This is a genomic window from Agrobacterium sp. CFBP 3001, from assembly GCF_027871605.1.
Classification (GTDB): Bacteria; Pseudomonadota; Alphaproteobacteria; order Rhizobiales; family Rhizobiaceae; genus Agrobacterium; species Agrobacterium leguminum.
This window is the reverse complement of the sequence record NZ_JAQAHD010000021.1, coordinates 18,385-42,686: the sequence shown is the minus strand read 5'-3', so window position 1 is coordinate 42,686 and position 24,302 is coordinate 18,385. Positions and strand designations below refer to the sequence as shown.

The following is a 24,302-nucleotide window of genomic DNA, read 5'->3' as shown; positions in this document are numbered from 1 at the left end:
CCTCGACGGCACGCCCCGAATAACGTCCAATTTTAGCAGCCCGGACGAAAAATTCACAGCGATGCGTGTCAGGCCGCGCAAGTTCGAACGCATGCGTCCCGTCCGGTTCGGCTGCGTCACTTTCGGCGGATGAGCGGCGAAGGCCGCCGCTCCACCTTTTCTGCCTGCGTTATTCGGCTGCAATCGCCGCGCTCTCCTCGGCCTCTTCGAGTGCGCGCACCAGCGGAATGACGTGCTTGCCGAAATACTCGACCTCCTCCTGGAAATGCAGGAAACCGAGCAGGATGAGGTCGGCGCCGGCGCGCTTCAGGCGCACGATGCGCTCCGCCACCTGTTGGGGGGTGCCGATGAGGTTTGAGCGGAAACCGTCATTGTACTGAACGAGATCCTCGAAGCTGGATTTCGCCCAGTTGCCCTGTCCTTCCGGGGAGGCCTTACCGGCATTCTTCACCTCATGGCCAAAAGCGTTGACCGCTTCCGGATTGGCCTTCTCGATGATTTCGGCAAGCACGGCCTTTGCCTCTTCCTCCGTCTCACGCACGATGGCGAAAGCATTTACGCCAACCTTGACCGAATGATTGTTCTCAGCCGCCTTGGCACGGATGTCATCGACCTGCCTTGCAATTTCTTCCGGGGTGTTGCCGTTGGTGAAATACCAGTCGGAAACGCGGGCCGCCATATCGCGGGCTGCGCGCGAAGAACCGCCCTGAAAGATTTCAGGCTGCGGATCGATCGGTTTCGGCTTCAGGGAATAATTGTTGAATCGATAGAAATCGCCGCGGAAGGTGAAGCTGTCTTCCGTCCAGATGCCGCGCAATGCACGGATGAACTCCTCCGAGCGGCGATAGCGTTCGTCGTGGTCGAGCCACGGTTCGCCGATGGCATGGAACTCGCCGCGAAACCAGCCGCTGACAATGTTGACCGCAACGCGGCCATTGGTGAGGTGGTTAATCGTGGCGATCTGTTTTGCAGCGAGCGCCGGGTTCCACGGCCCCGGCAGAATGGCGGCTATGACCTTCAGCGTCTTTGTCGACTCCAGCAGGGAATGGCTGAAAGACACGGATTCATGCTGGAACTCGGCGCCGTAACCGGCCGTGAATCGAATCTGGCTCAGCGCATAATCAAAACCGCTCGCTTCCGCGATCTGCGCGAGCTTGCGGTTATAGTCGATGGTCCAGCTGGTGCGTTGCTCGATATTCGAGATGACGAGGCCACCGGAAACATTCGGCACCCAATAGGCGAATTTAACGGGCTCGGCTGTGCGTGCGGTCATGATAAATTCCTCTCTTGCAATCTCAGTTGGCAGCCGCTTCGCGTGAAACGACGGAAAGGGTCGGATGGTGATCGCCGCCGCCAAACGCTTTGGCGGGTAAAAGCTCGAACAGATCGGCGACGGCGCGCTCAATGCGCGCTTCGACGGCCGGGTTTGAAAGCGTGTATCCCGTAAAATCCGCCTCGATGGCATAAACCGTCGTCGGCACGGTGACAGCGCCGAAGAAGCCGAACAGCGGACGGAACTGGTGTTCCAGCATCAGGCCATGCAGCGGCGAGCCGCCGGTCGCGGCAAGGATCACGCGTCGAGCCTGCAGGGCACGAAAATCGACGAGATCGAATAAATGCTTGAGCGCGCCCGTATAGGACGCGCGATAGACCGGCGAACCGACGACGAGCACATCGGCAGCCTCCACCGCATCAACAATCGCACGCCCGGCCTCGTCGAGCTCATCTGCGCGCAATGCCCGAAATAGAACCGGGGCGGCATCGGCAAGATCGATGAGGTCGGTTTCAACCTTCGCCGTCCGCCCGATCGCGGCAACAATTCGTTCAACGACGTGCGCCGTGCGGGACGGCCGCTTCACACTACCGGAAATGCCAAGGATCTTCATATCCGTTCGCCCTTCTTTTGTGTGTATTTTCTATGTTTTTAATAGGCTATCAAAGGCGCTCATTCCAAAAGCCGCATATTTTGAGAAATGCTTTCGCGTATTTGGGCCGAAGCACGACTGGTTCACACAGGGCAAGGCGGTCGCTGCAAGCGCCGGAGCGGAAAGCCGCTCATGCCCTCAACGGGCGGATATCGCCCAAAAGCAGGACACCGGGGATCTCCGATCCCCGGTGTCAATATCTAGGGCGATGCTTTCAGCGCCTCAACCGAGCGCGACGTAAAGGCAGGGCAAGGATCAAAACTCCTCCCAGTTGTCGGGGGCGGTATTCAACGCGGCATTGCCTGAAAACGCCGCCCTTATCCTGCCGCCAAGCGCACGCGCGGGAGAGGCTGCGGGCCTGTCGGCGACCGATGCCGTGCGCACGGGCGCGGAGGCCTCGCCATAACCGCCTTCGGACAGTTTGAACTGTGCGATCAGCCCGTTCAGCGAAGACGCCTCGCGTGCAAGCCCGTGGCTGGCGGCCGTGCTTTCCTCCACCATGGCGGCGTTCTTCTGGGTGTCCTGATCCATCTGGTTCACGGCCGTATTGATCTGCTGAAGGCCGGAGGATTGCTCCTGTGCTGATTCCGCGATGGCGGCAACGTGCCGGTTGATTTCCTGCACCTCCGTCACGATCAGTTCCAGCGCCTTGCCGGTTTCACCAACCAGCTGCACGCCCTGCTGAACCTGACCGTTGGAAGTCGTGATCAGGTTCTTGATCTCCTTGGCCGCACCGGCAGAGCGTTGCGCCAGTTCGCGAACTTCCTGCGCGACAACGGCAAAGCCCTTGCCCGCCTCACCCGCACGGGCAGCTTCCACGCCGGCATTCAGCGCCAGAAGGTTTGTCTGGAACGCGATCTCGTCGATCACGCCGATGATGTTGGAAATCTCATTGGCGGATGTCGCGATCTGCTCCATTGCAGCGACGGCCTGCTGCACCACCTCTCCGGATTTTTCAGCGCCGACTTTTGCACGGCCGACGAGGTGACCCGCTTCCTGCGCCCGTTTCGCGGCGTCCTTCACCGTCGTGGTGATCTCTTCCAACGCAGCCGCAGTCTCTTCAACGGCGGCAGCCTGCTGCTCCGTACGCCTCGCCAGATCGTCCGCCGCAGACCTTATCTCGTTGGCGCCGGCGTCGATGCCGCGCGCGTTCTGCGCCACCTGGCTCAAGGTCGACTGCAACTGTTCCGCAGCCCGGTTGAAATCGCCGCGGATTCCGTCAAGACCGGAGACGAACGGCTGAACGATCCGGTAAGTAACGTCGCCCTGGGCGATCTTCGAAAGGGCCGTGGCAAGATTGTCGACGGCAAACTGTACGTCGGCAGCTTCCCTGGCCTTCTGTTTCTCGCGCTCGATCCGGTCCTTTTCAGAAGTCGACCGGTTGGCCTCCGTTTCATTCTCAAGCCGGAGGCGTTCGATTGCGCTTTCGCGAAACGCCTGAACCGCAGCGGCCATCTGGCCGACTTCATCCCTGCGATCCATTCCGGAAATTTCGCTTACCGTATCACCGGCCGCGAGCGATTCCATACGCGCGCGAAGCCGCGCAATCGGGGTGGTGATGCCCCGGGAGGAAATGAGCAGGCCAAGTGCGATAACGGCCAGCGAAACGAGCGCGAGCGTAATCAGGCCCGTCCAGATCGTCGTATTGGTGCTGGCTGTAAGGCGTTCTCTCCCCTCATTCATCACCTGGATGAGCTGCTCATTGCCGGCGCTGATCTTTGGCGAGACTTCGGCAATTTTCCGAAGCACGTTGAGCGCCATCTGCTGCGCTTCGGCGCGTTGCCCTGCCTGCATGAGGGCGATGACCTGATTGCCGATCTCCTCGACTTCGACGACACCCTTGAGGATATCGCGGGCGGCATCCGTGCGCGCCGGCACCAGTTCCATGATCTTGTTCTGGCGTTCCTCGAGCTGCTTACGGTCTGCTCTGAAGGTTTTGACGGCAGCTTCGAAATCAGCGCTGGCCGGGTCGTTAAGGCTGGCGCGAAGCATCTGCATGCCAAGTGCATTGAGGTTCCCGCTGGTTCTGGCGTTCAGAACTGCAGCAAGGGCCTCATGGCCGATGAAATCGCTATAGACGCTGTCGGTGCCTTTATATTGCAGGCTGACGTAGCTTATTCCGGAAAGCGACATCAGGCTCATCAACGAGATGACAAAAACGACCTTCGTTTTTATCTTGGTATTGTTCAGGAAAGACATGAATGGCCTCAAGGCAAGCACTCCTCCAGCCGCCCTCTCAGGAGGCCGGGGAATAATAATGAAACATCGCGGGTAGCTGTTGCCCCTCCTCATAGGGCGACAAGCGGATGCCTTTTTCGAGCCGCCGCCGGGCGGGTCGTCATGGGTCCGCTTGTTCTACCGGCTCCGCCGATGAAACCTTGGAACCTGCGTATTTTAGATTTCACAAAATCACTAAATGAAGTGTTACCCGGGATAGGCAAGTGCTGACAATTCGCCGCGCCGCTGACCGGTTCGAGCTCGTCGGCAAGGGCGGGAACCTTGTCGGCCTCAAACAATATTCCATCCGAAACCGGTGGGGGCGCTACTGCCGCATAGGCTCGCAGGACCATCAGCCCGTAAAAGACCCATGACAGCGCCGGCAAGGCAAGAAGCACCAGCAACACAAGCAAAAGAGGTGACGGGATATCCACGCCGCCTTCCATCGACGTCTGCCCGCCGGGCCTTGTCGAACAGGGCTGGAAGCGAACGGTGCGCATCGACATCGATGGAGCCGGCGAATTCCAGGCAGCCCGGGTCCGAGTGTATGACGGTGGTGTCGAAATCAGCGTAGTAGATGTCCAGCATGTGCAATTTGTCCAGCGGATGGAATGATTTGGACGTCCCCATTTCGCTTGGAAGGCTCAGCCATTTTAAAAGGGGCGATCACGGACCGCCCCACGGAAATAATCTTGTTTCAGTCCGCTTACGCGGGACGCTCCTCGCCTGCATTGGGTCGCCAGGTAATCAACCTCTTCTCCGCAAAATCCAGAATGAGGTCAATAACAAGAACGAACACCGCCAGGATGATGATGCCTGCGAAGACGCCGACCGCATCGAAGTTGCCTTCCGAGCGGGCGATCAGGTAGCCGAGACCGGCGGAAGCTCCCAGATATTCACCGATGATTGCGCCGACCACTGCAAATCCGACGGAGGTGCGCAGCGACGACAGAATCCAGCTCGCCGCCGCCGGGAAATAGACGTGACGCAGCAGATCCGAACGCTTGGCGCCCAGAATGCGGGTATTGGAAAGCACGACCGGGTTCACTTCACGCACGCCCTGCATGGCGTTGAAGAAGGTGACGAAGAAGACGAGCGTAACCGCAAGCGCAACCTTAGACCACAGGCCAAGACCGAGCCAGAGCACGAAGATCGGAGCCAGAACGACACGCGGAATGGCGTTCACGGCCTTGATGAACGGATCGAGCACCCGCGCGACGAAGGGGCTGAGGCCCAGCCAGACGCCGGCGCCGACACCGAGACCTGTACCGATGAGATAGCCCAGCACCGTTTCGCTCAGCGTGATGCCGACATGTTTGTAAAAACCGGCATCGGCAACCCAGTCAATCACCTGTTTGACGATGTCATAGGGTGCCGGAAAGAAGAAGCGGTCGATGGCGCCCGAGGTCACACCGAGCTGCCACCCGCCCAAAAGCACGACCAGAAGAGCGATCTGGATGATACGAACATTAACGGCTTGCATAGCTTTTCTCCACTTCGCCACGCAGGGACGCCCATATATCGCGATAGAGCGTCATGAATTTTGGATCGAGTTTGATTTCCGCGACATTGCGGGGCCGCTCAAGATCGACAGGGAAGCTCTCGATGACGCGGCTCTTCGGGCCGGCAGCGAGAACGACAACCCGGTCTCCGAGCGCAATCGCCTCTTCCAGATCATGGGTGATCATGACCACCGCACGGCGGTCCTCCTGCCACAGGCGAAGCAACTCGTTCTGCATGAGGTGGCGGGTGTGGATATCCAATGCGGAGAAGGGTTCATCCATCAGGATGACCTTCGGCTCGGTGATGAGCGCCTGCGCCATCTGCACGCGTTTGCGCTGTCCGCCGGAGAGCTGATGCGGAAAGCGGTCTCCGAAGCCCTTGAGGCCGACCTTTTCAAGCCAGGCCTGAACCTTGGCGCGCCGCTCATTTTCGGGAACGCCCCGGAACATCAAGCCAAGCTCGACATTCTGAAACGCGGTCTTCCAGGGAAGAAGCGCGTCCTGCTGGAACAGATATCCGATGTTGTTCTGTACGCCCTTAACGAGCGAACCGTCGATGGAAACCTTGCCCTGCGCTGGCTTCAATAGGCCTGCGATGGCGTTGAGAATGGTGGACTTTCCGCATCCCGTCGGCCCAACGATGGAGAGAAACTCGCCATCGCCGACCTTGAGATTGACGTTTTGAACCGCAACAAACGAACCGAACGCCATGGTCACGTCGTCGATTGCCACCATCGGCTGGGGTTCGAGTTGCGTCACGGGTTCTAGCTTTCTGGCTGGCGAAGACATGGCGGCCTCTCAGTTTGCGGCCTTCGAGGCCGCAGCCTCGACGAACTTGTTGGTGTAGGTGGTGTTGAGATCGATCGTCGCCTTGGCGACCGCATCATTGAAGCTTTTCAGAACAGCGAGCGGTGTTTCGAGATCCGCAGGCTCAAACTTGCCATCTTCGGAGAAGATCGCCTTGGCCGCTTCAACGGCCTTGATGTAGGTCTGCTTGTCGCCGGACACGAAATCATCGGGCAGCTTTGCGACGATTTCCTCCGCAGAATGCTGCTTCATCCAGTGCAGCGCCCGAACCGTCGCATTGGTGACCTTCTGGATCACTTCCGGATTGGCGTTGATATAGTCCTGCGTGGCGTAAAGGACCGAGGTGGGATAGATGCCGCCATAGACATCCCTTGCGCCCTGATCGCTACGGGCATCGATGAGGATCTTGCCCAGCCCGCGCTCCACGACGATGGTTGCGGCAGGGTCGTAATTGACGAGCAGATCGATCTTGCCCTGCTGCAGGGCTGCAACGGCCGCAGCGCCCGAACCGACGCCGATGATGGAGATGTCGTTGTCGCTGAGATTATGCTGCTTCATGTAATAGCGAATGAAGAAGTCCGAAGAGGAGCCGGGCGACGTGATGCCGACCTTCTTGCCCTTGATCGTCTCGGGCTTGGCCGGATCGAAATCCGTGTCGTTCTTGCCGGCGAGAACGAGGCCCGAGTTGCGGGCAAGCTGCACAAAGCCTACCACGTGCTTGTTCTGTGACTGCATCTGGATCGTATGATCGTAGAAGCCCACGGCAACGTCCGTGGAACCCGCGACAAGCGCCTGCAGAACCTTCGATCCGCCCTGGGCAAAGTTCTCGGTCGTTACATCAAGGCCCTCCTCCTTGTAGAAGCCAAGGCTCGCCGCCACGGGGAAAGGCAGGTTGTTGAGGTTGTACGAGCCAACGCTCATCCTGACGGATTCGGCATTGGCAGATGCCGCCAGCGCACAGAGCGCCGCGGTTGCAAGCAGATATTTACGCATAAGGGTCTCCTCCCGGTTTGACTATATTTTGCGCCACTATGGCCGCGTCTAGGCTGCGTCTTCAATCGCAGCGGTTGGTTTGGCGAAGGCAAAGCCTTCAAAAAGCCTGCGCGCCGTTCTTACGAGGCCGGCCGTTATTGCGCCGTTTCGCATCTCCAGCTGCACGTCGAGGCGGCCGGCGGGATGTTCGATGCGGATCTGGGTCGGCACCGAAAGGCCTCCGGCCACATCATAAGCGATGGAGCCTTTGGTGACAGCCGCGGTTGCGATGCCAACGGCACCGGTCGTCGCCAGTGCAGGATGACACTCGTTGGGCATGAAATACCGTACCGAAAGAGTGCCGCCTCTGCGGGCAGGTGCAATGAGCACCGGTTTCGGAATGACCATGTCTTTCACATCACCCATTCCCATCAACTTTCCGGCCTCGATGCGGATGCGGGTCATTCGTGCGATGAGATCCTCGTTAGCGCTCAGGGTTTGCGGATCCTCGTACCCCGTCACGCCGAGATCGGCTGCGCGGATGAGAACCATCGGAATGGCGCAGTCTATGGCCGTCACGTTGACGCCATCGATCAGATCGACCGGCTTTCCGGTGGGCAGAAGCTTGCCGGTTTTCGCACCTGCCGCATCCATGAATGTCAATGCGATGGGCGCCGCCAGACCCGGAACTCCGTCGATCGAGGCGTCGCCGAGATAAATAACCTCGCGGCCGCGTGTCGGAACCTTCGCCTCGATCAGCTTGCCGGTATTCACGTTATGGATTCGCACAAGAGTATCCTTGCCCTGCGCTTCGACAAGCCCCGCTTCGATGGCAAAGGGCCCAACGGCGGCCAGCATGTTTCCGCAGTTGGGCGAATAGTCGACATACTGCCTGTCGGTCCGAACCTGCGCAAACAGATAGTCGATGTCAGCGCCCCTGACCGTGGAAGGGCCGATAATCGCAACTTTGGACGTGACCGGATTGCCCCCGCCAATGCCGTCGATCTGCAACGGATGGCCAGACCCCATGATGGAAAGAAGGGCCGCGTCCCGGTCTGCTCGATCACGGGGAAGATCGGATGCGAGAAAGAACGGTCCACGCGACGTTCCACCGCGCATCAGCACACAGGGTATCTTCAGCAGATCGTTCATGGGTTGCCTCAATATTGCATTTGTCGGATCAATGCGCCGTGTTGTTGCAATATGAGCAAAAGAGTCTAATCTGTTAAATGCAATGTTTTGGAGTTTTATTGCGGTATGAGCATCAATTGTGAAATTCTGGATTTGCGGGCGTTTCAAGCGGTGGTTGAACTGGCCAGTTTCCACAGGGCCGCCGAGGCGCTGCATATCTCGCAACCGGCGCTTACCCGCCGTATCCAGAAGCTGGAGCAGGCCATCGGCGCGCCACTTCTGGAAAGAACGACGCGCCACGTTGCCCCCACCGCCATGGGACAGGAAGTCATGCCGCTCGTTCGGCGCATGCTCGAGGAGTTTGACGGATCGCTTTTTGCCATGAAGGACGGCGCGCAACGGCGCGGGCTTATCACCATGGCCTGCGTTCCCACCGCCGCCTTTTACTTTCTTCCCACCGTCATCAAGACCTTCAGCCAGCAGTATCCCCATATAAGGCTGCGGATCAGGGATCTGACAGCCAATGAAGGTCTGCAGGCGGTCGCCAGAGGCGAGGTGGAATTCGGCATCAACCTGATGGGCAATTCTGATCCCGAGCTTTCATTCGAGCCGCTCATCGATGACCCCTTCGTGCTGGCAATGAGGAAAGACCACCCTCTGGCAGCCTTCGAAACGATTGAGTGGGGCCAGCTGGAGGCCTATCCACTGGTCGTCGTGGACCGTTCGAGCGGCAACAGGACGCTTCTCGACAGCGCGCTTGCACGACACAATCTAAAATTGAACTGGTTTTATGAGGTGACGCACCTCAACACGTCGCTCGGTCTCGTCGAAGCCGGACTTGGCATTTCCGTCCTGCCGCGGCTGGCAACACCGCAGGACGATCACCCATTCCTTATCACCCGGCCAATCGTCAACCCGGTGGTCTCCCGTACGATAGGCATCGTGCAAAGGCGAAGCAGCGCTCTTTCCCCAGCCGCCGAAAAATTTGTGCGGATGCTGCTCGAGACCTGGAAAACACAGTGATCGCGCGAAAAAAATGGGCCTGCTACGGCCGGCAGCGGCGCGAACCGCAGGTGCCGGCAAACAGCCTTTGATTTGCAGATCGCTCGAATAAAAGAACTGCGTCAGAAGCTAAAGACGGGCCTCGATATCCAGCACCAGCTTTTTCAGCAGCGCCGCGAGGTTGTCGCGCTCGTCCGGAGTGAGCCCTTGCAGGAAACTCAGTTCGCTTTTCATGTCCTTACGAAACGCCTTTTCCGCCAGCTCTATGCCCGCCGGCATGAGGCAGACAACGACACTGCGCCCATCAAGCTTCGATTTTCTGCGCTCGATAAGCCCGGCCTTTTCCAATCGATCAAGCCGGTGCGTCAGGCCGCCTGAGGAGAGCATCAGCGTCGTATACATTTCCGTCGGCGTCAGCTGGTAGGGCGGTCCTGACCGGCGCAATGTTGCGATGACATCGAACTCGCCGCGGTCGAGACCGAAACCGGCAAATGTCTCCTCGATTGATGGCGCCAGAAGGTTGCTGAGCCGCTTGGCGCGCCCGAAGATGGCCATCGGTTCTGTGTCGATATCAGGCAGTTCCCGCACCCACTGGCCACGGAGACGGTCGACATGATCTTCCCCGTCAGCTTCCATCGTCCGATCGGTCGTTGTCTCCGGCATCGCCTGCTTCATCTCATCACCCCATTGCCACGTCGAAAACCATATACGGCTTTGCCTGCTTCGTGAATATATCTTTGCGAGAAGATAGATATCTTGACAGGAAGATAAATTGCACATATATCTTCTCGCGAAGATAGTTTTGTCTCAGGGAGGAGACCAGATGTTTTTCATACGCCGCCATCAGGAACCGAACCCCGGCCAGAGCCGGACGGTGCGTTATGAAGGATGCGAATACGGAAGCGCCGTATCCATCTTTCTCGTCAATGCCGATCCGGGTCGCGGCCCTGATCTGCATGTTCATCCCTATGCCGAAACCTGGGTGGTGCGCAAAGGCGAGGCCGAGTTCACAATCGGCGATCAACGGGCGCGCGGCTCGTCGGGAGACATCGTCGTTGGGCCTGCCAATATCCCCCATCGCTTCGAAAATATCGGCACTGACCGGCTGGAGATCATCTGCATCCATCCGAGCGAGACCTTTCAGCAGACTTTTCTGTAACCCCGTTCCACCATGAGGAGAAAGACAATGGCCAAGATGATTTTCCTGAACCTGCCGGTGAAAGACCTGACCGTTTCGACCGCCTTCTATGAGGCAATCGGCTGCGTGAAGAACGAAGAGTTTTCCAACGAAGACGCAAGCTCGATGGTGTGGTCGGAGACCATCACCTTCCAGCTTCTGCGGCACGATTATTACAAGACCTTCACCGCCAAACCGCTCGCCGATGCCCATACAACAAGCGGCATGCTGATCGCTCTTTCGCGCGACAGCCGCGAAGAGGTCGACGCCATGGTTGACGCCGCGGCAAAAGCGGGTGGGCAAGCGGATGTCCGCGAACCCCAGGATCTGGGTTTCATGTATCTCCGCACCTTCGCCGATCCCGATGGCCACGAATTTGAACCCGCTTACATGGATTTAAGCAATGCGGGCTGACGTCATCATTCACGCACGTGGCGAGGGGTTGTTCCCATGAGAACGGCCTCCCGTCACAAGCTTGTCCTTGGCTTTCTCGCGATCCTGCCGCTTACGGGATATGCAAACGAGAATTCACTGACGGCCCGGCAGATGCGGGAGGATTTGTCGGCGCTTAAACAACAATGGGCGCCCCTCGATAAAAGCTTCAGCCCGGATCAACGGCAGGCATTCGAGCGCCATGTCAGCTCTATCGAAAGCGAAGTTGATCGCTTGAGCCCGGAAGCTTTCGCAATGGAGATCATGCGATCTGTCGCGATTGCCCGGAACGGCCATACGAACGCCAATATCGGCGCTTTTCTGGGCGGCGACCTGCCCATTCGCCTGTGGTGGTTCGCCGACGGCCTCTATGTCGTAAAGGCCCATCCGTACTATGCGCATCTGCTCGGTGCACGTATAGAAAAGATCGGCTCGCTCACGGCAGCAGAGGCGGAAAACCGACTCAAGCCCTATCTTGCGGGCACAGATCAGAGAATCCACTTTCTCAGTCCCGGTTATCTGGTAACGCCGAGGGTGCTGCGGCATATAGGCGCCATTGACGACACCGCGAAAACACCGCTGACGCTGAATCTGGGCTCCGGAACGCTGGAGACGGTGGATTTGCCTGTTGTAGCGAAAGACCCGGGCGATGAGCGCAGCACCGGGCTAAACAGAGGCTATGCGGTTCTCGTCCCGGATGCGGAAGGGACCGCAGGACGCTGGCCGCATGTGCTCGATCAGCTAAAAGAAAGGCCTCGCTTATACAGCAAACGAAGCGATGTAACCGCGTCTTTTCTCGATGACGGAAAAACCACGCTCTACATTCGAAACGATACGGCGCGGAGTGTCGACGATAAGCCGCTCGTCGAAAAATTCGGCGGCATCATTCACAAAGACATCCTGCCTTTCCAGCCGAGGCACATCGTCGTCGATCTCCGTTTCAACAACGGCGGCGACTTCTTCAACAGCATTCTCTTTGCACAGGCACTGCCACGACTTCTCCCTGATAAGGGGCGGATTTCTGTCCTTGTGGGACGCGCGACCTTCTCCGCCGGCATCGTCACCGCAGCCTTGATAAAGGGAAGCGGAGGCGAGCGGGTATCTCTGATCGGCGAAAAAATGGGGGATGGCGGCAGGTTCTGGGCGGAAGGCAATAAAATAACGCTGCCAAACTCAGGGATAAGCGTCCGATATAGCTCCGAATTCGAAGACTACGAGCAAGGCTGCAGCGATGTCCGAACCTGCTACTGGGCGACCGTCGCATTTGGGCCCCGCAATATCTCCCTTTCACCCGAAATCTCTGTTGATCTCAGCTTCGACGATTATATGCGCGGTCGTGATCCGGTGCTGGAAAAGGCATTGGAGCCAACGCGATAGGTAGCCGGCGAACTTAATGACGGGCTGGAGCGGAAATACCTAAAAGCGGCGGAGAACCGCTCCTCAACCTAGTCGCCGGTGCCCGATACGGCTGCGGCCAGGGCTCTGATCGCCGATGCATGCGCGGGCGTTCTTGCGCGGGAAAGAAGAACGATATCGGAAGGCGGCAACGAAGGCAGCCCCAGTTCCACGCCCCTGTCAGGCAGGCCACGGGCGCTAATATCGCCCATCGGCGCGACGCCCGCACCTGCAAGAATTCCTTCATGGAGCACCGAACAGCTTCCGGCGGTGAAAGCATCGCGCCACTCCACGCCGGCTCTTCTAAGCTCCGACACCGCAATTTCCCGGACACCACACCCGGACCCCAGCGACACGAGCGGAATGGCGCTGTTTGAGCGTGGCCGCCAGCCCGGGGCGACCCGCCATCCCAGCCTGTCGGTCCGCAGGATTTCGCCGTCTGAGCCGCCGCCGTTACGCCGGATAATGGCCGCGTCAGCCTGTCCGGACGCGAAACTTTCCTTCACGTGAAGGGAAAAGCCAATATTCACGTCAATCACCGCATTGGCGGGGAGTGCCGCCCGCATCGCCCGTATGGCCGTCGAAAGGCGGCCCCCGATCGCGTGGTCACTGGCGGCCAGGCTAAAGTGCAGCGGCGATTCATGACCGAAGGTCAGTGCTTCCTCGTGTTTGGCGAGTAGCTCGCGAGCCTTCGGTAGGAACACCTGGCCATCCTCCGTGAGCCGCAGATGCCGTGGCGAACGGTCGATCAGCCGCCGGCCGACACGCTGCTCCAGCATCTTCAATTTTTGGCTGACGACCGGTTGCACGGTTCCTGCCGCCTCCGCCGCCTTTGTCAGGCTGCCGAGCTCTACGGAGAAAATGAACAGGCGAACGCTTTCGAGATCAATCATATAAAATCGCTATGTATGGAATATTCAATACCATATTCTCATTATGAATAAATTTGCGCAAGGTGTCTCGGCAACAAGGAGACAAGACCATGCCCATGATCAAAGCGCGCTACACCAAACCCCGGAATGGACGCGACCCAAAGCTGGAAGTCGCGGCTCTTCTTTCTCGCCTCACGGCGGAAATCCTGCAAAAGGACCCGGCTGTCACCGCGGTTCTCGTCGAGAGCGCCGATCCCAATGACTGGATCATCGCCGGATCGAGCGTCGCCGACCAGAAGATCGGAAGCTTCTATGTCGAGGTTTCGATTACGGAACACACCAACATAAAGGACGAGACGACCGAATGGGTCCGGCGGGTCTATAACGATATGAACGCTCTGCTGGGCCCCGTGCACGAGGCGAGCTATGTGCTGGTTCACGCCGTCGATGGCGATGCCTATGGTTATGGCGGGCAAACCCAGAATCTGCGGTGGGCGCGCAAGCACGGCTAGTATCGGCAGGCGTCAGGCGAAACCGCCCGACGCCGCTCGCCCAGGGATATTTGCTATGCCTGGATCAAATCCGCGCACCGCCTGTCGCATCAATCATCTGTCCAGTCGTCCAGCGGGCATCGTTCGAGGCAAGGAATGTGATGACGTCCGCAATATCGTCGGCGCGTCCGACGCGCGAGAAGACAGAGAGGGCTTCAGCACCGGCACGGGCCTCCGGCGCTGCCAGCCATTCGGCGTTCATGTCGGTTTCAGTGACACCCGGCAGCACCGAATTGACCGTAATTCCGCGTCGGCCGAATTCCGGGGCGAGCGCCAGCGTCAATGTTTCAAGCGCACCTTTTGAAGCCGCATAGGCGGGGTGCGTTGGCGCCGCGATGCGCGTGAAACCGGTCGAGACATTGATGATGCGGCCATTGTCGCGGAGATGATCGGCAACGGCTTGAATGAGAAAGAATGGCGCCTTGAAGTTGATCGTCATCAACGCGTCGAACGCGGCTTCCGTTGTTTCTTTCAACGGTGTCGCCGGGGCAATGCCCGCATTATTGACGAGAATATCAAGCGATGGCGAGCCGGTGAAAGCGACAGCGGCTTCCCTGAACTGCTCCCACAAGCTGTCCGTCGCCGCTTTCCCGGCCCGCAGATCGGCATTGAGAGCGACCGCCTTCGAACCGAGAGCCTCGATCTCGCGGATCGTTGCCTGCGCCGCATCGGGGTTCGCACCATAATGGACGCCGATAAGACCGGCACCCTCTTTCGCAAACGCCAGGGCCGCCGCACGGCCGATACCGCGGGAACTGCCCGTTATGAGGGCGACTTTGTTCGATAGTTTCTGAGACATGGATCACTCCGTTGCGATTTAACTAGTGATCGTTATAATAAAATCCGGCCATGGTCTGTCAATATTTTTATAGTGATCGATACAAAAATGTCTGAAACGACGGGAAAACAACGCGGTAGACCGCGCCTGCTTGATCGGAATGCCGGGCTCGATGTCGCAGCCCGGCTGTTCTGGGAACACGGCTATGAGGGAACCTCGATAGCGGACCTCACCCAGGCGATGGGCATCACCCCGCCGTCCCTCTACGCGACCTTCGGTTCAAAGGAAGAATTATTCCGGCTGGCGCTCGATCATAGCATTGCACAGCAAAGCGAACTCCGCGCCGAGGTGCTGCAGGCGCAAATACCCGCCTACGAGGCGCTCGCCTCTTACCTTTACGATATTGCTGAAGGACATACCCAGCCCGACAAACCGCGCGGATGCATCGTGTCCACCGCCGTTCTCCAGCATTCGGAAGCAAACGCCTCCGTCGCCCGCACAACGGCAGGACTGCGCGAGGCGGCAATACAGATTCTCAAGACGCGGTTCGACCGCGCCGTCAGCGAGGGCGAACTACCCACGCAAACCGACACGGATACGCTCGCCCGCTTTTACGGCGCCATCATTCAAGGCATGTCTGCGCAGGCTTGCGACGGCGCATGTACGGCCAGGTTAAAGGCTTTGGTCGACGTCGCGCTGACAGCCTGGCCCGGAAAGCGTGGGGCCGCCGGCCCTTAAGGTTAAATCGGAATCTCTTGAACAGGGCCGTCCGAGGACCGCCTGCCCGGCAAGCTTCAAGGAACGAAGGGCCGGGCGCGTAAAACTCTTGACTGAACTGGCGACCGCCAACTGCCGTCACAATCTATCTCATGGTGGTTATGGGACGAAAGAATTCTTGACGTACGTGCCCACAAAATCCGACACGAACGGCGCTGCTTTTGTCCCTTTCCGGATAGCAACAGTTTGCGGAATCTCGAGAAACGTGTCCTCTAATGTGCGCAATCGCTCACCTTGCGCTGCAGCGTCCTGGAGGAAATCTCTTAATCCCGCGGTCGCATCGCATCCTCCAGTCTTCAGCATTTCAATCGCAGCCGTTGGGCTTTCAGTATAAAAGATTGCGGCATGCTTAAGCAGTCTTTCAAGCTGCTTGGTATACGCCGCCTCCCCTGCCGCCGAGATTCGGCAGCCGGGAACGTCGACTTCAGCGACCGAGTAAATATGAGAATCTCGTAGGACAAGATAGGTTGCGGCGACGAACGCGTACGGCGGCGAGAAATCAAAGCGGTCTGCGCGCGATGGATCAGCCGCAATGAATGCTATATCCCAGTCATTCCGTTCGTATGCCGCCATGATCGCCGCGGCAGACGGGTACGCTTTGACCAAAAGCTGGCAGCCGATTTCGGCCGCCAACGATTTCGCAAGATCGACGCTTGGTCCTGTCAGTTCGCCGGTTCGCTCCTCGAAACGAACCAGAGCGGCATTTGCGATGTTCACAGCCGCGCGTATCGACCCCGTCGGCGCGATTTCACCGATATCGAAGGCGAGAGCGGGCATGTTTACGTTGGCCCCACAAACCGGCCCGCCAGCTTCTCCGCACCGCGAGCAAGGAGGGCGACGTCGACCCCGACTGCGGTGAACAGCGTTCCCAACTCGATGCAGCGGGCTGCAAAGGTCTCATCAGGCGTGAGAATACCGGCCGGGACCCCGAGGCGCTTCAGCTTGGCGATCGTCGCTTCGATCGCAGCGACCACTTCCGGGTGACCGGGTTGGCCCGGGTACCCAAAGCTCGCCGCGAGATCGGCCGGGCCGATGAATACGCCATCGACGCCGTCAACCGAGGCTATGGCCTCGACGTGCGCCAAGGCTTCCCGTGTTTCAACCTGCACAAGAACACACAGCTCCTGGACGGCATTCTGCGCGTAATTCTTGACCCGCCCAAAACGCGTTGCTCGCGTTAGAGCCGAGACGCCACGAATACCCGCAGGCGGATAGCGCGTGCTATCCACGGCGGCCCTAGCTTCCTCCGCGTTCTGAATATAAGGGATCAGGAGCGTCTGGACGCCGATATCGAGGAAGCGCTTGATCAGCACCGGATCGTTGACCGCGGGCCGCACCACCGGCGACACCTGATAGGGTGCCACCGCCTGCAACTGGGGAAGCACCGTCAGTACGTCGCTGGGGGAGTGCTCGGTATCGAAGAGGAGCCAGTCGAAGCCGGCCGGTGCGACGATCTCTGCCGCGTAGCTTCCTGGGAGCCCGCACCACAGTCCGATTTGACTTTTGCCTGCGCGCAGCTTCGCTTTAAACTGATTGACAGGAAGTTCCATTTTCAACCTCACACGAAAGAAACACCGATTGAGCCAACAGGACCATAGTCGGCCTGGATGACATCACCCTTGAGGATATCGACCGGCCGGGTAAACGAACCCGCAAGGACGATTTGCCCCTTTTTCAAGCCGCCGCCAACGGCGTGCAATTTGTTGACCAGCCAAGCGACACCCGCGGCAGGGTGACCCATGATCGCCGCCGACACTCCGGACTCTTCAATGATCCCGTTTTTTGAAAGCGTTGCCCCGACCCAACGGATATCGATATCCATGGGGCGTATCACGCGCCCGCCGACGACAATTGCTCCAAAGGCGGCATTGTCGGCGATCGTATCGGTGATGGCGCGCGGCACCTCAGTCCGGTAGTCGATAATCTCAAGCGCCGGCACGATGAACTCCGTTGCCCGCATGACGTCGTAGATACGGGTGCCCGTGCCTTCAAGGTCTTCACCCATGATGAACGCCAGCTCGACCTCCAGACGCGGCTTAATGAACAGGTCGGACCTGATTTGAGATCCGTCGTTGTAAAGCGCGTCGTCTAGAATGACACCATAATCGGGTTCGGTCATCTTCGACGCCATCTGCATGGCGCGCGAAGTCAGACCTATCTTATGGCCAATAATGCGTGCGCCGCGAGAGACACGCGACTGCGCCCAGAGCGCCTGGATGCGATAAGCATCTTCCAGATCGAGGTCAGGATAGGTCTTGCTCGGCTGGACGATCGGCTTGCGATCGGTCTCTGCCTTCAATATGGCATCTGCCGCCGCCTGGCGCAGGTCTTCGCTGATCATGATGAGACTCCAGAAACAATATCTATTTGATCGGTGGGCGCGGCAAGACAGCTTCACCGGGCTCCATCACATAGGTGTAGTCGAGCGAGAACCACGGCCTCTCAATGTCTTCATCCGTGGGATGCGGTTCGTCATGGCGGACGAAATCACCTGTCAGCGCCGAGGTGACCCCGAACTGAACGTCGGACTCGATGTTGGGGTCGCTCGGATCGAAGACCTGCGAGATCAGCGTTTTGTAACCGTGCTTGAAAATCAGTGCATGCAGATGCGCCGGTCGATAAGGATGGCGACCCTGAGCCTTGAGAAGACGCCCGACGACGCCGTCCACCGGGATCGGATAACCGACCATCTTCACGGTTCTGAACCAGAACCGTCCTCGTTCGTCGGTCATAAACTTTCCGCGAAGATTCATCTCCGCCTGGTCGGGATCCTGGTTTTCATAGAGGCCGACTGGAGACGCATGCCACACATCGACCTCCGCTCCCGGAATCGGCCTGCCTTCGCGATCAAACACGTTCGCTCTGACAAACAGCGGTGCGCCGGGCGTGTCGGAGCGAATAATGGTCCCGCCATTTTCGACCCGAGGAGAATTAAGGCGCCAGAACGGGCCGAGAAGCGATTGCGAGGTTTCGGTCTGCCCCCTGTCGCCGTTGTTAAGAAGGCAAACAAGAGAAGACACGCCAAGAGAGCCGGACATCAAAACGAATTCGTTATGGCTATCGGTCTGCAGCTGGCCAATCTCGTTCAGGATGGCGGTTGCCTCCCGGAATTCAACTTCGGTCAGCCGCACTTCCCGCACAAACGCATGGAGATGTTTCACCAGCGCCGTCAGAATTTCCCGGGCCCGCGGATTGGATGTCTGTTCCATTACTGCCAGCACGGCAGGAGTCACGTCGCTCTCAGTCTTGATTACCATTGGCGCACCTCCACGACGGCATCGATACTTTGATAATCGATTATCCGTCAAGACCCTTTTGTCTTTGGTGAAAGATCTCCACCAATCTGAATGAGATGAGTATATGTAACTATATGGTATAGCAGATAAAAAATTTCGACATCGCCTCACTTCCGAGGCGTAGGCAGAAATACAGCTCGCTATCGTTGACATAAATAATCGTTTATCATAACGATCGTCGATGAGGCGCGAATGTGTTCTGGGAGGTTTTATGACTCAGGCTGAGGCCCCAAATTCACTAAACGAGCAGTCTGGAAACGGTGGCTTTTCCGATGACGGGAAGAACACGATCGGCAGCCAGCTGGCATTTCGATTGCGGGAAGCGATCATCTCAGGTGAACTTGAAGCCGGCAGCAAGATCCATCTCGACAGGGCTCGACAGTCGTTCAATGTCAGTCTTAGCCCTCTGCGCGAAGGTCTTGCCCGGTTGATTTCCGACGGCCTTGTCGAGTTCGAGGACAATCGCGGTTATCGCGTGTCGCCGATTTCGCTGGCCAATCTCGAGGAGATCACCAGCCTGCGCGAAGAGCTGGAGGTGTTCGCCCTGAGGGAATCAATCCGGGTCGGCGACGTGGAGTGGGAAAGCAATGTCATGCGTGTGCTCCACAAGCTCAACCGCACGGAACGAGATGCCAGCAGACCGGAGACGCTGGAGCATTGGGAGGCGGCCCATCGCGATTTCCACCTCGCCCTTATTTCAGGGTGCGGGAAGCCTCTTCTGCTGCACTTCTGCAAAACGCTCCTCAACCTTAACGACCGCTATCGCCGAATATTCCTGACGCAGACGTCGGGCGACCGAAACGTCGGCCAGGAACACAGCGAAATCGCCCAGGGCGCGGTCGCGAGGGACCTGGATTATGCCACGGACAAGCTCCGCCAGCACATCCATCGCACCGGTAAAAACCTGCTTGAGCATCTCGCGCGGACGGGGGTCGTGCGATGAAAAATCTTTCCGACATGGAAAGAGCTCCAATCGGGGTCGCGCACTTTTCCGCGATTCAACTGCCTCCGGTGCAATTCGTGGAGCAGGCTGCAGCAGCAGGTTTCAACGCGGTCGGGCTTCGGCTTCACCCCGCCTTTCCCGGGGCACCTTTTTATGAATTGCCGCAAGGCAGTAGGGCCGCATCAGAATTTCGGGCCGTACTCGACGGCGAAGGCATGAAAGTCTTCGATATCGAATTCTTTATTCTCGGGGCGGATTTTAACGCGGCCTCGGTCGAACACATCGTTGCGGCTGCGGCCGATATCGGAGCCAAGCGCTTGAGTGCTTGTGGCGACGATGATGACCACGAACGTTTGATCGGCAACCTCGTCGCGTTGTGCCAACTGGCCGCCCGTTACGGCATGGGGGTCGATATCGAAAACATGGGCTGGCGCACGATCAATACATATGCTCGCAGCGCTGCACTGGTCGACGGTTGCGAGCAAGCAAACGCAGGTGTTTTAGTTGATGCCATCCACTTTTTCCGGAACGGTGGGAACGTCAGCGAAATCAATGCTGACATCGTGAACCACCTGCAGCTCTGCGACGTGACGGGTCCAGTCCCCTCGCGGCCCGAAGACATGGTGAATGAAGCACGGGCAGGTCGGTTGGCCCCAGGCGACGGCATTCTTGCGCTCAAAGACCTGCTTGCCAAACTTGCCGGCAAAGCTGCGATATCAGTGGAGGTTCCGCTCGTGGGCGACGTCACTCCGCTGGCACATCTGAGAGATCTGAACTTGAAGACGCGGAGAGTTCTGCAGTCGGCAAGTGGTTGTCGTGATGCTGGTCGGCGGGCCCGAGCAAAGAACGCTTCCCCGCGAAATGTTTTCCGCCGTTCGTGAGAACTTGTCGCCCACGATTGCAGCCGCCGCAACTGTCATGACCGTACTTGCGATCATACTTGTAATTTGGGTCCAAATTCTTCGCCGTAAACATGAATAGAAATTCTGTTCAACCGAAGCAATGATCCGTTATCAATGGTCTTTTTTGAACCCTATTGAACCTGTAATAAGTAGTCTTCCTACACCCAATCCAAGGCAAAGTTCCGACGGCAACCTTCACCAGCGCGAGCAATTGGTTGATGCTGGCAAACTTGCCCACTTCGCGACGAAGTGGCCTACGGCCTCACGACATGAGGTCATGTACAAAGGCCTTCTGTTCGAGCGTAACAAGGCCGAGCAGTACGGACTCATAAAACTCCAGTGATCCACCACCTCATTCCCGGTCACGCATCCGGGGATACGGCAAGCCGTGTCTTTAATTGCTCACACCATGAACCGATCCATCAGCAAATCGGGACGAACACCATATCCGGCGGCAATCTCAGCCAGATCGACCTCGGAGTTTTCTGCCAGGATGCCGGTCCTGACAAGGCAAGAGGTAAGGCTCGCACCGGAGGCTCCGGCAATGTCGTGTTCAAGGCTGTCACCAATACACACAATGCGACCAGGAGACAGGTCACCTAGAAGCCCCTGCGCATGTTCGTAAATCGTGGGATAAGGCTTGCCGAACCAGCGAACTGAACCGCCAAGCTCCTGATAGGCAAGCGCGATACTACCGGCGCCCGGCGCAACACGTCCGCCAGCCGTGAGCTTGTGGCGATCAGGATTGGTGCAGTAGCACGGCACATCGCGCCGTGCGGCCGGTTCGAGCCTTGCGCGGTAAGCCGAAAGCGGGATCGTTTCGGCTTCGCTTCCGGAAATAACCACAATGTCGGCGATTTCAGCATCCTCGACACTTTCGAAACCGAGACGGTCAGCGAGATTGCGGTCGAAGCCACTGGAAATGGTAAGGCAGCTTATGCGCCCGGACCGCCCCGCGGCTTCCCGGGCCAGAACATTATGGGCGACATCGCCAGAGGTCAGGAAATGATCGAAACCCGCGCGATCAAAACCAAGTCTGACCAGCCGCTCCGCGTTGTAATCTCCGCTCCGGCCGGAATTCGAAAGAATGACGACGGCCTTCCCCAAAGATTTCAGGTAAAGCAGTGCATCGTTGGCACCCGGATAAGCGCGCTCGTCATCCCGCAACACGCCGAACTGATCGATGAGGAATGCATCGTAGCGGGCAGCCAGTGCAGCGAGAGTCGTATATGGCGCAATGCTCATGACCAGCGGGCCTTTCCGGCGAGGACCAGCGAAGCGGTGCCGACGGCAGCCTCCGCCGAGCGAGAGGGGAGAAAGGGCACGCCGAGCGCATTTTCCCGCAGGCGGGTCCAAGCCGGGTTTACCGCGCCGCCGCCAACCGAGCGCACGGATCGCACGGCGGGGCCGCCAAGCGCCGCCAGCCGATCGTAGCCCGACTTTTCGATGGCGGTGATGCCTTCCAGGATAGCCTGAAAGAAAACGAGATCATCGCCCGGGCGCGGTTCCAGTCTTGGCGGATGGGCGGCATCGTTTACCGGGAAACGTTCCCCCGGCTTCAAAAGCGGATAGTAACCGAGACCCGTCGGCTCATCCGGCCGAAGATGCGGCGTCATCACTTTCAGCTGCGCATTATCGAAGAAGCTTCTGATGACCGCACCACCGGAATTGGAAGCGCCGCCCGCAAGCCAGAAGTCGAGAATGCGATGCGAATAGATGCCATACTCCGCAGCATTGATGGGCCGGGAGGAGGCAAGCTTGACAACCAGGGTCGAACCGAGCGCGGTGACACCATCGCCCGTTGCGGCAGCACCCGTCGCAAGGAAGGAAGCACAACCGTCCGTCGTGCCCGCATGATAACGGCAGCCAGAGGGTAGACCGAGGGATCGCCCCGTCGCGCCGACCTCCGACAGCACCGCGCCCGCGCGCCGGACCGTCGGCAGAAGGGCGATATCCATACCACAGGCTTCCAGCCATTGAGGCCAGACCTCGGCAGTGAGGTCGTAACCGGTTTTGAGCGCATTGTTCTCGTCGCTCGATGGCACATGGAGGCCGAGTTGCATGAGAATCCAGTCGGCTTGATGCACGATCGCGCACGCGCCCGGTCGCCGCGAAAGGTGAATGGCGCGAGCAAGCGCCGATGTCGCTCCCCGCGCAGGGCTGTCGTCCGGCGCATACCTTGCAATTCTGTCCACGATACTAGCATCCGGACAAGCGTCGTTATACATCAGGACATCGCCGACAGGCGCGCCCCTGGCATCCACCGCAAGCACTGTGCCCGAGGTGCCGTCAACCGCAATTCCCTCCACATCAACAAGGGAGAGGCGTGAAACAAGTTCGGTCAGACAGGTCCTTACGCCGTACCACCAGACAGACGGCAAGCGGGCAGCCACGGCGTCGGGAAAGGCAAAGGTAACCATCTCCAACGGCGTTCCATCGGCTGCGAGCGCCGCAACGCGCACCCCGGATGTGCCGATGTCGATCCCCAGAGCAACGGCGGATTTCAGCGCTCGGATCATGCCGTCCGACTCGCCTTGCGGTCGAGCGCCTGACGGTACTGCTCGGCCTCCCAGTGGGTCAGTTCATGCTCCTGGGCGGAATCCAGATACACGACAGGCGCACCCTCAGGGATACGGGAAACCACTTCGGCGAGACAACGCGCCATCACACGTCCGCCATTCGTCAACGCGTTGGATAGCAACACCCCCTGCCCCGGCGCGAGCAACATCTTGGGAACGGCAAGGCCCCGCAAACGGCGTTGACCGACATAGATAGCGACGGTCTCACTCTCGGCAAGAACGCCAATTTCCGTACCGAGAAAAATGATATGGTCAGGGTAAAGCGAGCCGGCGGTCGCGATCGTCACGCTTGCCGGATTGAGCGCCGTCTTGTGGCTCCCGGCATCCTCGGCCGCGTGAAAATCAGACCCGGCGGCCATTGCTTCAAGTCTCACCGTGTCGACTGGCGTCGAGGGTCGCTCTTCCACGCGAAGCGCCGCCATCACCCTTTCGACGCGATCCCGCACCTCCGCCACCGTCTCTCCCGTGACGATAATGCCATGGTTGAACAGGATCAGTACATCCGGCCTGCTTGCGGCAACACGGTCGATCTCATGGGCGAGCGGAGTGCCTGGGCGGCGGTAGGGTATTGTGACGAAGGTGAGATCGGGCAAGGCCGCCATCCGCTCCGCAACAACACGCTCGCGGTCCTCCAGCACGGAAAGCGCAATCGCCTCTACGCAATGATAATGGGCAATCACTGTCTGCGGCAGCACAGCGTGAAAACTCGTCTCGATCGATGGACGCAGGCCCGATGTATTGAGTTCCGCCACAACAAAATCGGTTGCCTTCTCGGCGGCCGGATTGCCTGACCGTAGTGCTTCCACCAGGGGGGCTACCCTGACAGGCACCATGATATCCCGCTGCCCTGCTTGGGCGAGCCACGTACCGGAAGCCTTAACCCACATCACCCCATCGCGTTTGAAGGACGTGTTGCCGCCGGCCCCTTGCGTTTTCAAAATATCGCTGCCTATCGCCCTTGAAAGCGCGAGAAATGCTTCAAAGGCAGAAACATCTCCCGGCGATATATCGGAATCCATGGCTGCATCCTCCAAATGCCTCTTC

Annotated in this window: 26 protein-coding genes; 8 read left to right on the top strand and 18 right to left on the bottom strand. The window is 58.7% G+C overall.

The window, feature by feature from the left end:
• Positions 1–169: 169 nt before the first annotated feature.
• From sfnG to PH605_RS21040, 8 genes are all read right to left on the bottom strand, one after another.
• Entirely contained in the window at positions 170–1,273 is a 1,104-nt protein-coding gene (sfnG, locus tag PH605_RS21075; RefSeq protein ID WP_142845942.1) for a dimethylsulfone monooxygenase SfnG, read from the bottom strand.
• A gap of 22 nt (positions 1,274–1,295) precedes the next feature.
• Positions 1,296–1,886: an FMN reductase gene (gene msuE, locus PH605_RS21070; RefSeq protein ID WP_142845941.1), complete on the bottom strand. Its 591-nt coding sequence runs from the start codon at positions 1,884–1,886 to the stop codon at positions 1,296–1,298.
• A 294-nt stretch (positions 1,887–2,180) separates the two neighbouring features.
• Positions 2,181–4,124: a methyl-accepting chemotaxis protein gene (locus tag PH605_RS21065; RefSeq protein ID WP_142845940.1), complete on the bottom strand. Its 1,944-nt coding sequence runs from the start codon at positions 4,122–4,124 to the stop codon at positions 2,181–2,183.
• A gap of 89 nt (positions 4,125–4,213) precedes the next feature.
• Complete coding sequence (locus PH605_RS21060) at positions 4,214–4,648, bottom strand: hypothetical protein (RefSeq protein ID WP_271040159.1); 435 nt, start codon at positions 4,646–4,648, stop codon at positions 4,214–4,216.
• Positions 4,649–4,848: 200 nt separating this feature from the next.
• A complete protein-coding gene (locus PH605_RS21055; RefSeq protein WP_003523941.1) occupies positions 4,849–5,625 on the bottom strand; it encodes an ABC transporter permease in 777 nt (258 codons plus the stop codon).
• Positions 5,612–6,379 (bottom strand): ABC transporter ATP-binding protein, encoded by a 768-nt coding sequence (locus PH605_RS21050; protein WP_003510194.1) that lies wholly within the window; start codon positions 6,377–6,379, stop codon positions 5,612–5,614. The genes PH605_RS21055 and PH605_RS21050 overlap by 14 nt, the downstream gene beginning before the upstream one ends.
• Before the next feature lie 63 nt (positions 6,380–6,442).
• Positions 6,443–7,444, bottom strand: a complete 1,002-nt coding sequence (locus PH605_RS21045; RefSeq protein WP_003523942.1) for an ABC transporter substrate-binding protein — start codon at positions 7,442–7,444, stop codon at positions 6,443–6,445.
• 48 nt (positions 7,445–7,492) lie between these two features.
• Entirely contained in the window at positions 7,493–8,575 is a 1,083-nt protein-coding gene (locus PH605_RS21040; protein WP_125146116.1) for a 4-oxalomesaconate tautomerase, read from the bottom strand.
• A gap of 105 nt (positions 8,576–8,680) precedes the next feature.
• Here PH605_RS21040 and PH605_RS21035 point away from each other — a divergent pair, with 105 nt between their 5' ends.
• Complete coding sequence (locus PH605_RS21035; RefSeq protein ID WP_065657468.1) at positions 8,681–9,577, top strand: LysR family transcriptional regulator; 897 nt, start codon at positions 8,681–8,683, stop codon at positions 9,575–9,577.
• Between the two features lie 108 nt (positions 9,578–9,685).
• On the opposite strand, the gene PH605_RS21030 is transcribed toward PH605_RS21035, so the two are convergent.
• On the bottom strand, positions 9,686–10,231 hold the full coding sequence (locus PH605_RS21030) for a MarR family winged helix-turn-helix transcriptional regulator (protein WP_142845938.1): 546 nt from the start codon (positions 10,229–10,231) through the stop codon (positions 9,686–9,688).
• A 148-nt stretch (positions 10,232–10,379) separates the two neighbouring features.
• On the opposite strand from PH605_RS21030, the gene PH605_RS21025 reads away from it, so the two are divergent.
• The 3 genes from PH605_RS21025 to PH605_RS21015 are packed head-to-tail and all read left to right on the top strand — an operon-like array spanning position 10,380 to position 12,542.
• Positions 10,380–10,715 carry a cupin domain-containing protein gene (locus PH605_RS21025; RefSeq protein WP_142845937.1) on the top strand — a complete coding sequence of 112 codons (336 nt, stop codon included), beginning with the start codon at positions 10,380–10,382 and terminating at the stop codon, positions 10,713–10,715.
• A gap of 27 nt (positions 10,716–10,742) precedes the next feature.
• A complete protein-coding gene (locus PH605_RS21020; RefSeq protein ID WP_174037179.1) occupies positions 10,743–11,147 on the top strand; it encodes a VOC family protein in 405 nt (134 codons plus the stop codon).
• Positions 11,148–11,183: 36 nt separating this feature from the next.
• Entirely contained in the window at positions 11,184–12,542 is a 1,359-nt protein-coding gene (locus PH605_RS21015; RefSeq protein ID WP_142845936.1) for a peptidase S41, read from the top strand.
• A 68-nt stretch (positions 12,543–12,610) separates the two neighbouring features.
• Here PH605_RS21015 and PH605_RS21010 read toward each other — a convergent pair whose 3' ends face one another.
• Positions 12,611–13,453 (bottom strand): LysR family transcriptional regulator, encoded by an 843-nt coding sequence (locus PH605_RS21010; protein WP_142845935.1) that lies wholly within the window; start codon positions 13,451–13,453, stop codon positions 12,611–12,613.
• A gap of 89 nt (positions 13,454–13,542) precedes the next feature.
• On the opposite strand from PH605_RS21010, the gene PH605_RS21005 reads away from it, so the two are divergent.
• Entirely contained in the window at positions 13,543–13,944 is a 402-nt protein-coding gene (locus PH605_RS21005; protein WP_142845934.1) for a tautomerase family protein, read from the top strand.
• Positions 13,945–14,008: 64 nt separating this feature from the next.
• Here PH605_RS21005 and PH605_RS21000 read toward each other — a convergent pair whose 3' ends face one another.
• Positions 14,009–14,782, bottom strand: a complete 774-nt coding sequence (locus PH605_RS21000; protein WP_142845933.1) for an SDR family NAD(P)-dependent oxidoreductase — start codon at positions 14,780–14,782, stop codon at positions 14,009–14,011.
• An 87-nt stretch (positions 14,783–14,869) separates the two neighbouring features.
• Between PH605_RS21000 and PH605_RS20995 the strand changes: the two genes are divergently transcribed.
• Complete coding sequence (locus PH605_RS20995) at positions 14,870–15,499, top strand: TetR/AcrR family transcriptional regulator (protein WP_142845932.1); 630 nt, start codon at positions 14,870–14,872, stop codon at positions 15,497–15,499.
• 138 nt (positions 15,500–15,637) lie between these two features.
• Here PH605_RS20995 and PH605_RS20990 read toward each other — a convergent pair whose 3' ends face one another.
• Genes PH605_RS20990 through PH605_RS20975 form a run of 4 tightly spaced genes read right to left on the bottom strand, consistent with a single transcriptional unit; the run spans position 15,638 to position 18,795 of the window.
• On the bottom strand, positions 15,638–16,315 hold the full coding sequence (locus PH605_RS20990) for a transporter substrate-binding domain-containing protein (protein WP_142845931.1): 678 nt from the start codon (positions 16,313–16,315) through the stop codon (positions 15,638–15,640).
• A gap of 2 nt (positions 16,316–16,317) precedes the next feature.
• The gene (gene hpaI, locus PH605_RS20985; RefSeq protein WP_142845930.1) at positions 16,318–17,088 is read right to left on the bottom strand and encodes a 4-hydroxy-2-oxoheptanedioate aldolase; all 771 of its coding nucleotides are present in this window, start codon (positions 17,086–17,088) and stop codon (positions 16,318–16,320) included.
• A gap of 8 nt (positions 17,089–17,096) precedes the next feature.
• On the bottom strand, positions 17,097–17,879 hold the full coding sequence (gene hpaH, locus PH605_RS20980; RefSeq protein ID WP_078053735.1) for a 2-oxo-hept-4-ene-1,7-dioate hydratase: 783 nt from the start codon (positions 17,877–17,879) through the stop codon (positions 17,097–17,099).
• 22 nt (positions 17,880–17,901) lie between these two features.
• The gene (locus PH605_RS20975) at positions 17,902–18,795 is read right to left on the bottom strand and encodes an intradiol ring-cleavage dioxygenase (protein WP_142845929.1); all 894 of its coding nucleotides are present in this window, start codon (positions 18,793–18,795) and stop codon (positions 17,902–17,904) included.
• 250 nt (positions 18,796–19,045) lie between these two features.
• Between PH605_RS20975 and PH605_RS20970 the strand changes: the two genes are divergently transcribed.
• Positions 19,046–19,777 (top strand): GntR family transcriptional regulator, encoded by a 732-nt coding sequence (locus PH605_RS20970; RefSeq protein WP_142845928.1) that lies wholly within the window; start codon positions 19,046–19,048, stop codon positions 19,775–19,777.
• A complete protein-coding gene (locus PH605_RS20965) occupies positions 19,774–20,658 on the top strand; it encodes a sugar phosphate isomerase/epimerase family protein (RefSeq protein ID WP_125146107.1) in 885 nt (294 codons plus the stop codon). The genes PH605_RS20970 and PH605_RS20965 overlap by 4 nt, the downstream gene beginning before the upstream one ends.
• Before the next feature lie 423 nt (positions 20,659–21,081).
• Here PH605_RS20965 and PH605_RS20960 read toward each other — a convergent pair whose 3' ends face one another.
• Genes PH605_RS20960 through PH605_RS20950 form a run of 3 tightly spaced genes read right to left on the bottom strand, consistent with a single transcriptional unit; the run spans position 21,082 to position 24,292 of the window.
• A complete protein-coding gene (locus PH605_RS20960; RefSeq protein WP_125146106.1) occupies positions 21,082–21,924 on the bottom strand; it encodes a TIGR01459 family HAD-type hydrolase in 843 nt (280 codons plus the stop codon).
• On the bottom strand, positions 21,921–23,198 hold the full coding sequence (locus PH605_RS20955) for an FGGY-family carbohydrate kinase (protein WP_125146105.1): 1,278 nt from the start codon (positions 23,196–23,198) through the stop codon (positions 21,921–21,923). Before PH605_RS20955 ends, PH605_RS20960 begins: the two co-directional genes overlap by 4 nt.
• A complete protein-coding gene (locus PH605_RS20950; RefSeq protein ID WP_237680952.1) occupies positions 23,195–24,292 on the bottom strand; it encodes a class II aldolase/adducin family protein in 1,098 nt (365 codons plus the stop codon). The genes PH605_RS20955 and PH605_RS20950 overlap by 4 nt, the downstream gene beginning before the upstream one ends.
• Between the last annotated feature and the right edge of the window lie 10 nt (positions 24,293–24,302).

Excerpts from the sequence above, each read along its gene's own strand:
- sfnG (WP_142845942.1), bottom strand. The coding sequence starts at position 1,273 with ATGACCGCACGCACAGCCGAGCCCGTTAAATTCGCCTATTGGGTGCCG.
- msuE (WP_142845941.1), bottom strand. The coding sequence starts at position 1,886 with ATGAAGATCCTTGGCATTTCCGGTAGTGTGAAGCGGCCGTCCCGCACG.
- PH605_RS21065 (WP_142845940.1), bottom strand. The coding sequence starts at position 4,124 with ATGTCTTTCCTGAACAATACCAAGATAAAAACGAAGGTCGTTTTTGTC.
- PH605_RS21060 (WP_271040159.1), bottom strand. The coding sequence starts at position 4,648 with ATGTCGATGCGCACCGTTCGCTTCCAGCCCTGTTCGACAAGGCCCGGC.
- PH605_RS21055 (WP_003523941.1), bottom strand. The coding sequence starts at position 5,625 with ATGCAAGCCGTTAATGTTCGTATCATCCAGATCGCTCTTCTGGTCGTG.
- PH605_RS21050 (WP_003510194.1), bottom strand. The coding sequence starts at position 6,379 with ATGGTGGCAATCGACGACGTGACCATGGCGTTCGGTTCGTTTGTTGCG.
- PH605_RS21045 (WP_003523942.1), bottom strand. The coding sequence starts at position 7,444 with ATGCGTAAATATCTGCTTGCAACCGCGGCGCTCTGTGCGCTGGCGGCA.
- PH605_RS21040 (WP_125146116.1), bottom strand. The coding sequence starts at position 8,575 with ATGAACGATCTGCTGAAGATACCCTGTGTGCTGATGCGCGGTGGAACG.
- PH605_RS21035 (WP_065657468.1), top strand. The coding sequence starts at position 8,681 with ATGAGCATCAATTGTGAAATTCTGGATTTGCGGGCGTTTCAAGCGGTG.
- PH605_RS21030 (WP_142845938.1), bottom strand. The coding sequence starts at position 10,231 with ATGAAGCAGGCGATGCCGGAGACAACGACCGATCGGACGATGGAAGCT.
- PH605_RS21025 (WP_142845937.1), top strand. The coding sequence starts at position 10,380 with ATGTTTTTCATACGCCGCCATCAGGAACCGAACCCCGGCCAGAGCCGG.
- PH605_RS21020 (WP_174037179.1), top strand. The coding sequence starts at position 10,743 with ATGGCCAAGATGATTTTCCTGAACCTGCCGGTGAAAGACCTGACCGTT.
- PH605_RS21015 (WP_142845936.1), top strand. The coding sequence starts at position 11,184 with ATGAGAACGGCCTCCCGTCACAAGCTTGTCCTTGGCTTTCTCGCGATC.
- PH605_RS21010 (WP_142845935.1), bottom strand. The coding sequence starts at position 13,453 with ATGATTGATCTCGAAAGCGTTCGCCTGTTCATTTTCTCCGTAGAGCTC.
- PH605_RS21005 (WP_142845934.1), top strand. The coding sequence starts at position 13,543 with ATGCCCATGATCAAAGCGCGCTACACCAAACCCCGGAATGGACGCGAC.
- PH605_RS21000 (WP_142845933.1), bottom strand. The coding sequence starts at position 14,782 with ATGTCTCAGAAACTATCGAACAAAGTCGCCCTCATAACGGGCAGTTCC.
- PH605_RS20995 (WP_142845932.1), top strand. The coding sequence starts at position 14,870 with ATGTCTGAAACGACGGGAAAACAACGCGGTAGACCGCGCCTGCTTGAT.
- PH605_RS20990 (WP_142845931.1), bottom strand. The coding sequence starts at position 16,315 with ATGCCCGCTCTCGCCTTCGATATCGGTGAAATCGCGCCGACGGGGTCG.
- hpaI (WP_142845930.1), bottom strand. The coding sequence starts at position 17,088 with ATGGAACTTCCTGTCAATCAGTTTAAAGCGAAGCTGCGCGCAGGCAAA.
- hpaH (WP_078053735.1), bottom strand. The coding sequence starts at position 17,879 with ATGATCAGCGAAGACCTGCGCCAGGCGGCGGCAGATGCCATATTGAAG.
- PH605_RS20975 (WP_142845929.1), bottom strand. The coding sequence starts at position 18,795 with ATGGTAATCAAGACTGAGAGCGACGTGACTCCTGCCGTGCTGGCAGTA.
- PH605_RS20970 (WP_142845928.1), top strand. The coding sequence starts at position 19,046 with ATGACTCAGGCTGAGGCCCCAAATTCACTAAACGAGCAGTCTGGAAAC.
- PH605_RS20965 (WP_125146107.1), top strand. The coding sequence starts at position 19,774 with ATGAAAAATCTTTCCGACATGGAAAGAGCTCCAATCGGGGTCGCGCAC.
- PH605_RS20960 (WP_125146106.1), bottom strand. The coding sequence starts at position 21,924 with ATGAGCATTGCGCCATATACGACTCTCGCTGCACTGGCTGCCCGCTAC.
- PH605_RS20955 (WP_125146105.1), bottom strand. The coding sequence starts at position 23,198 with ATGATCCGAGCGCTGAAATCCGCCGTTGCTCTGGGGATCGACATCGGC.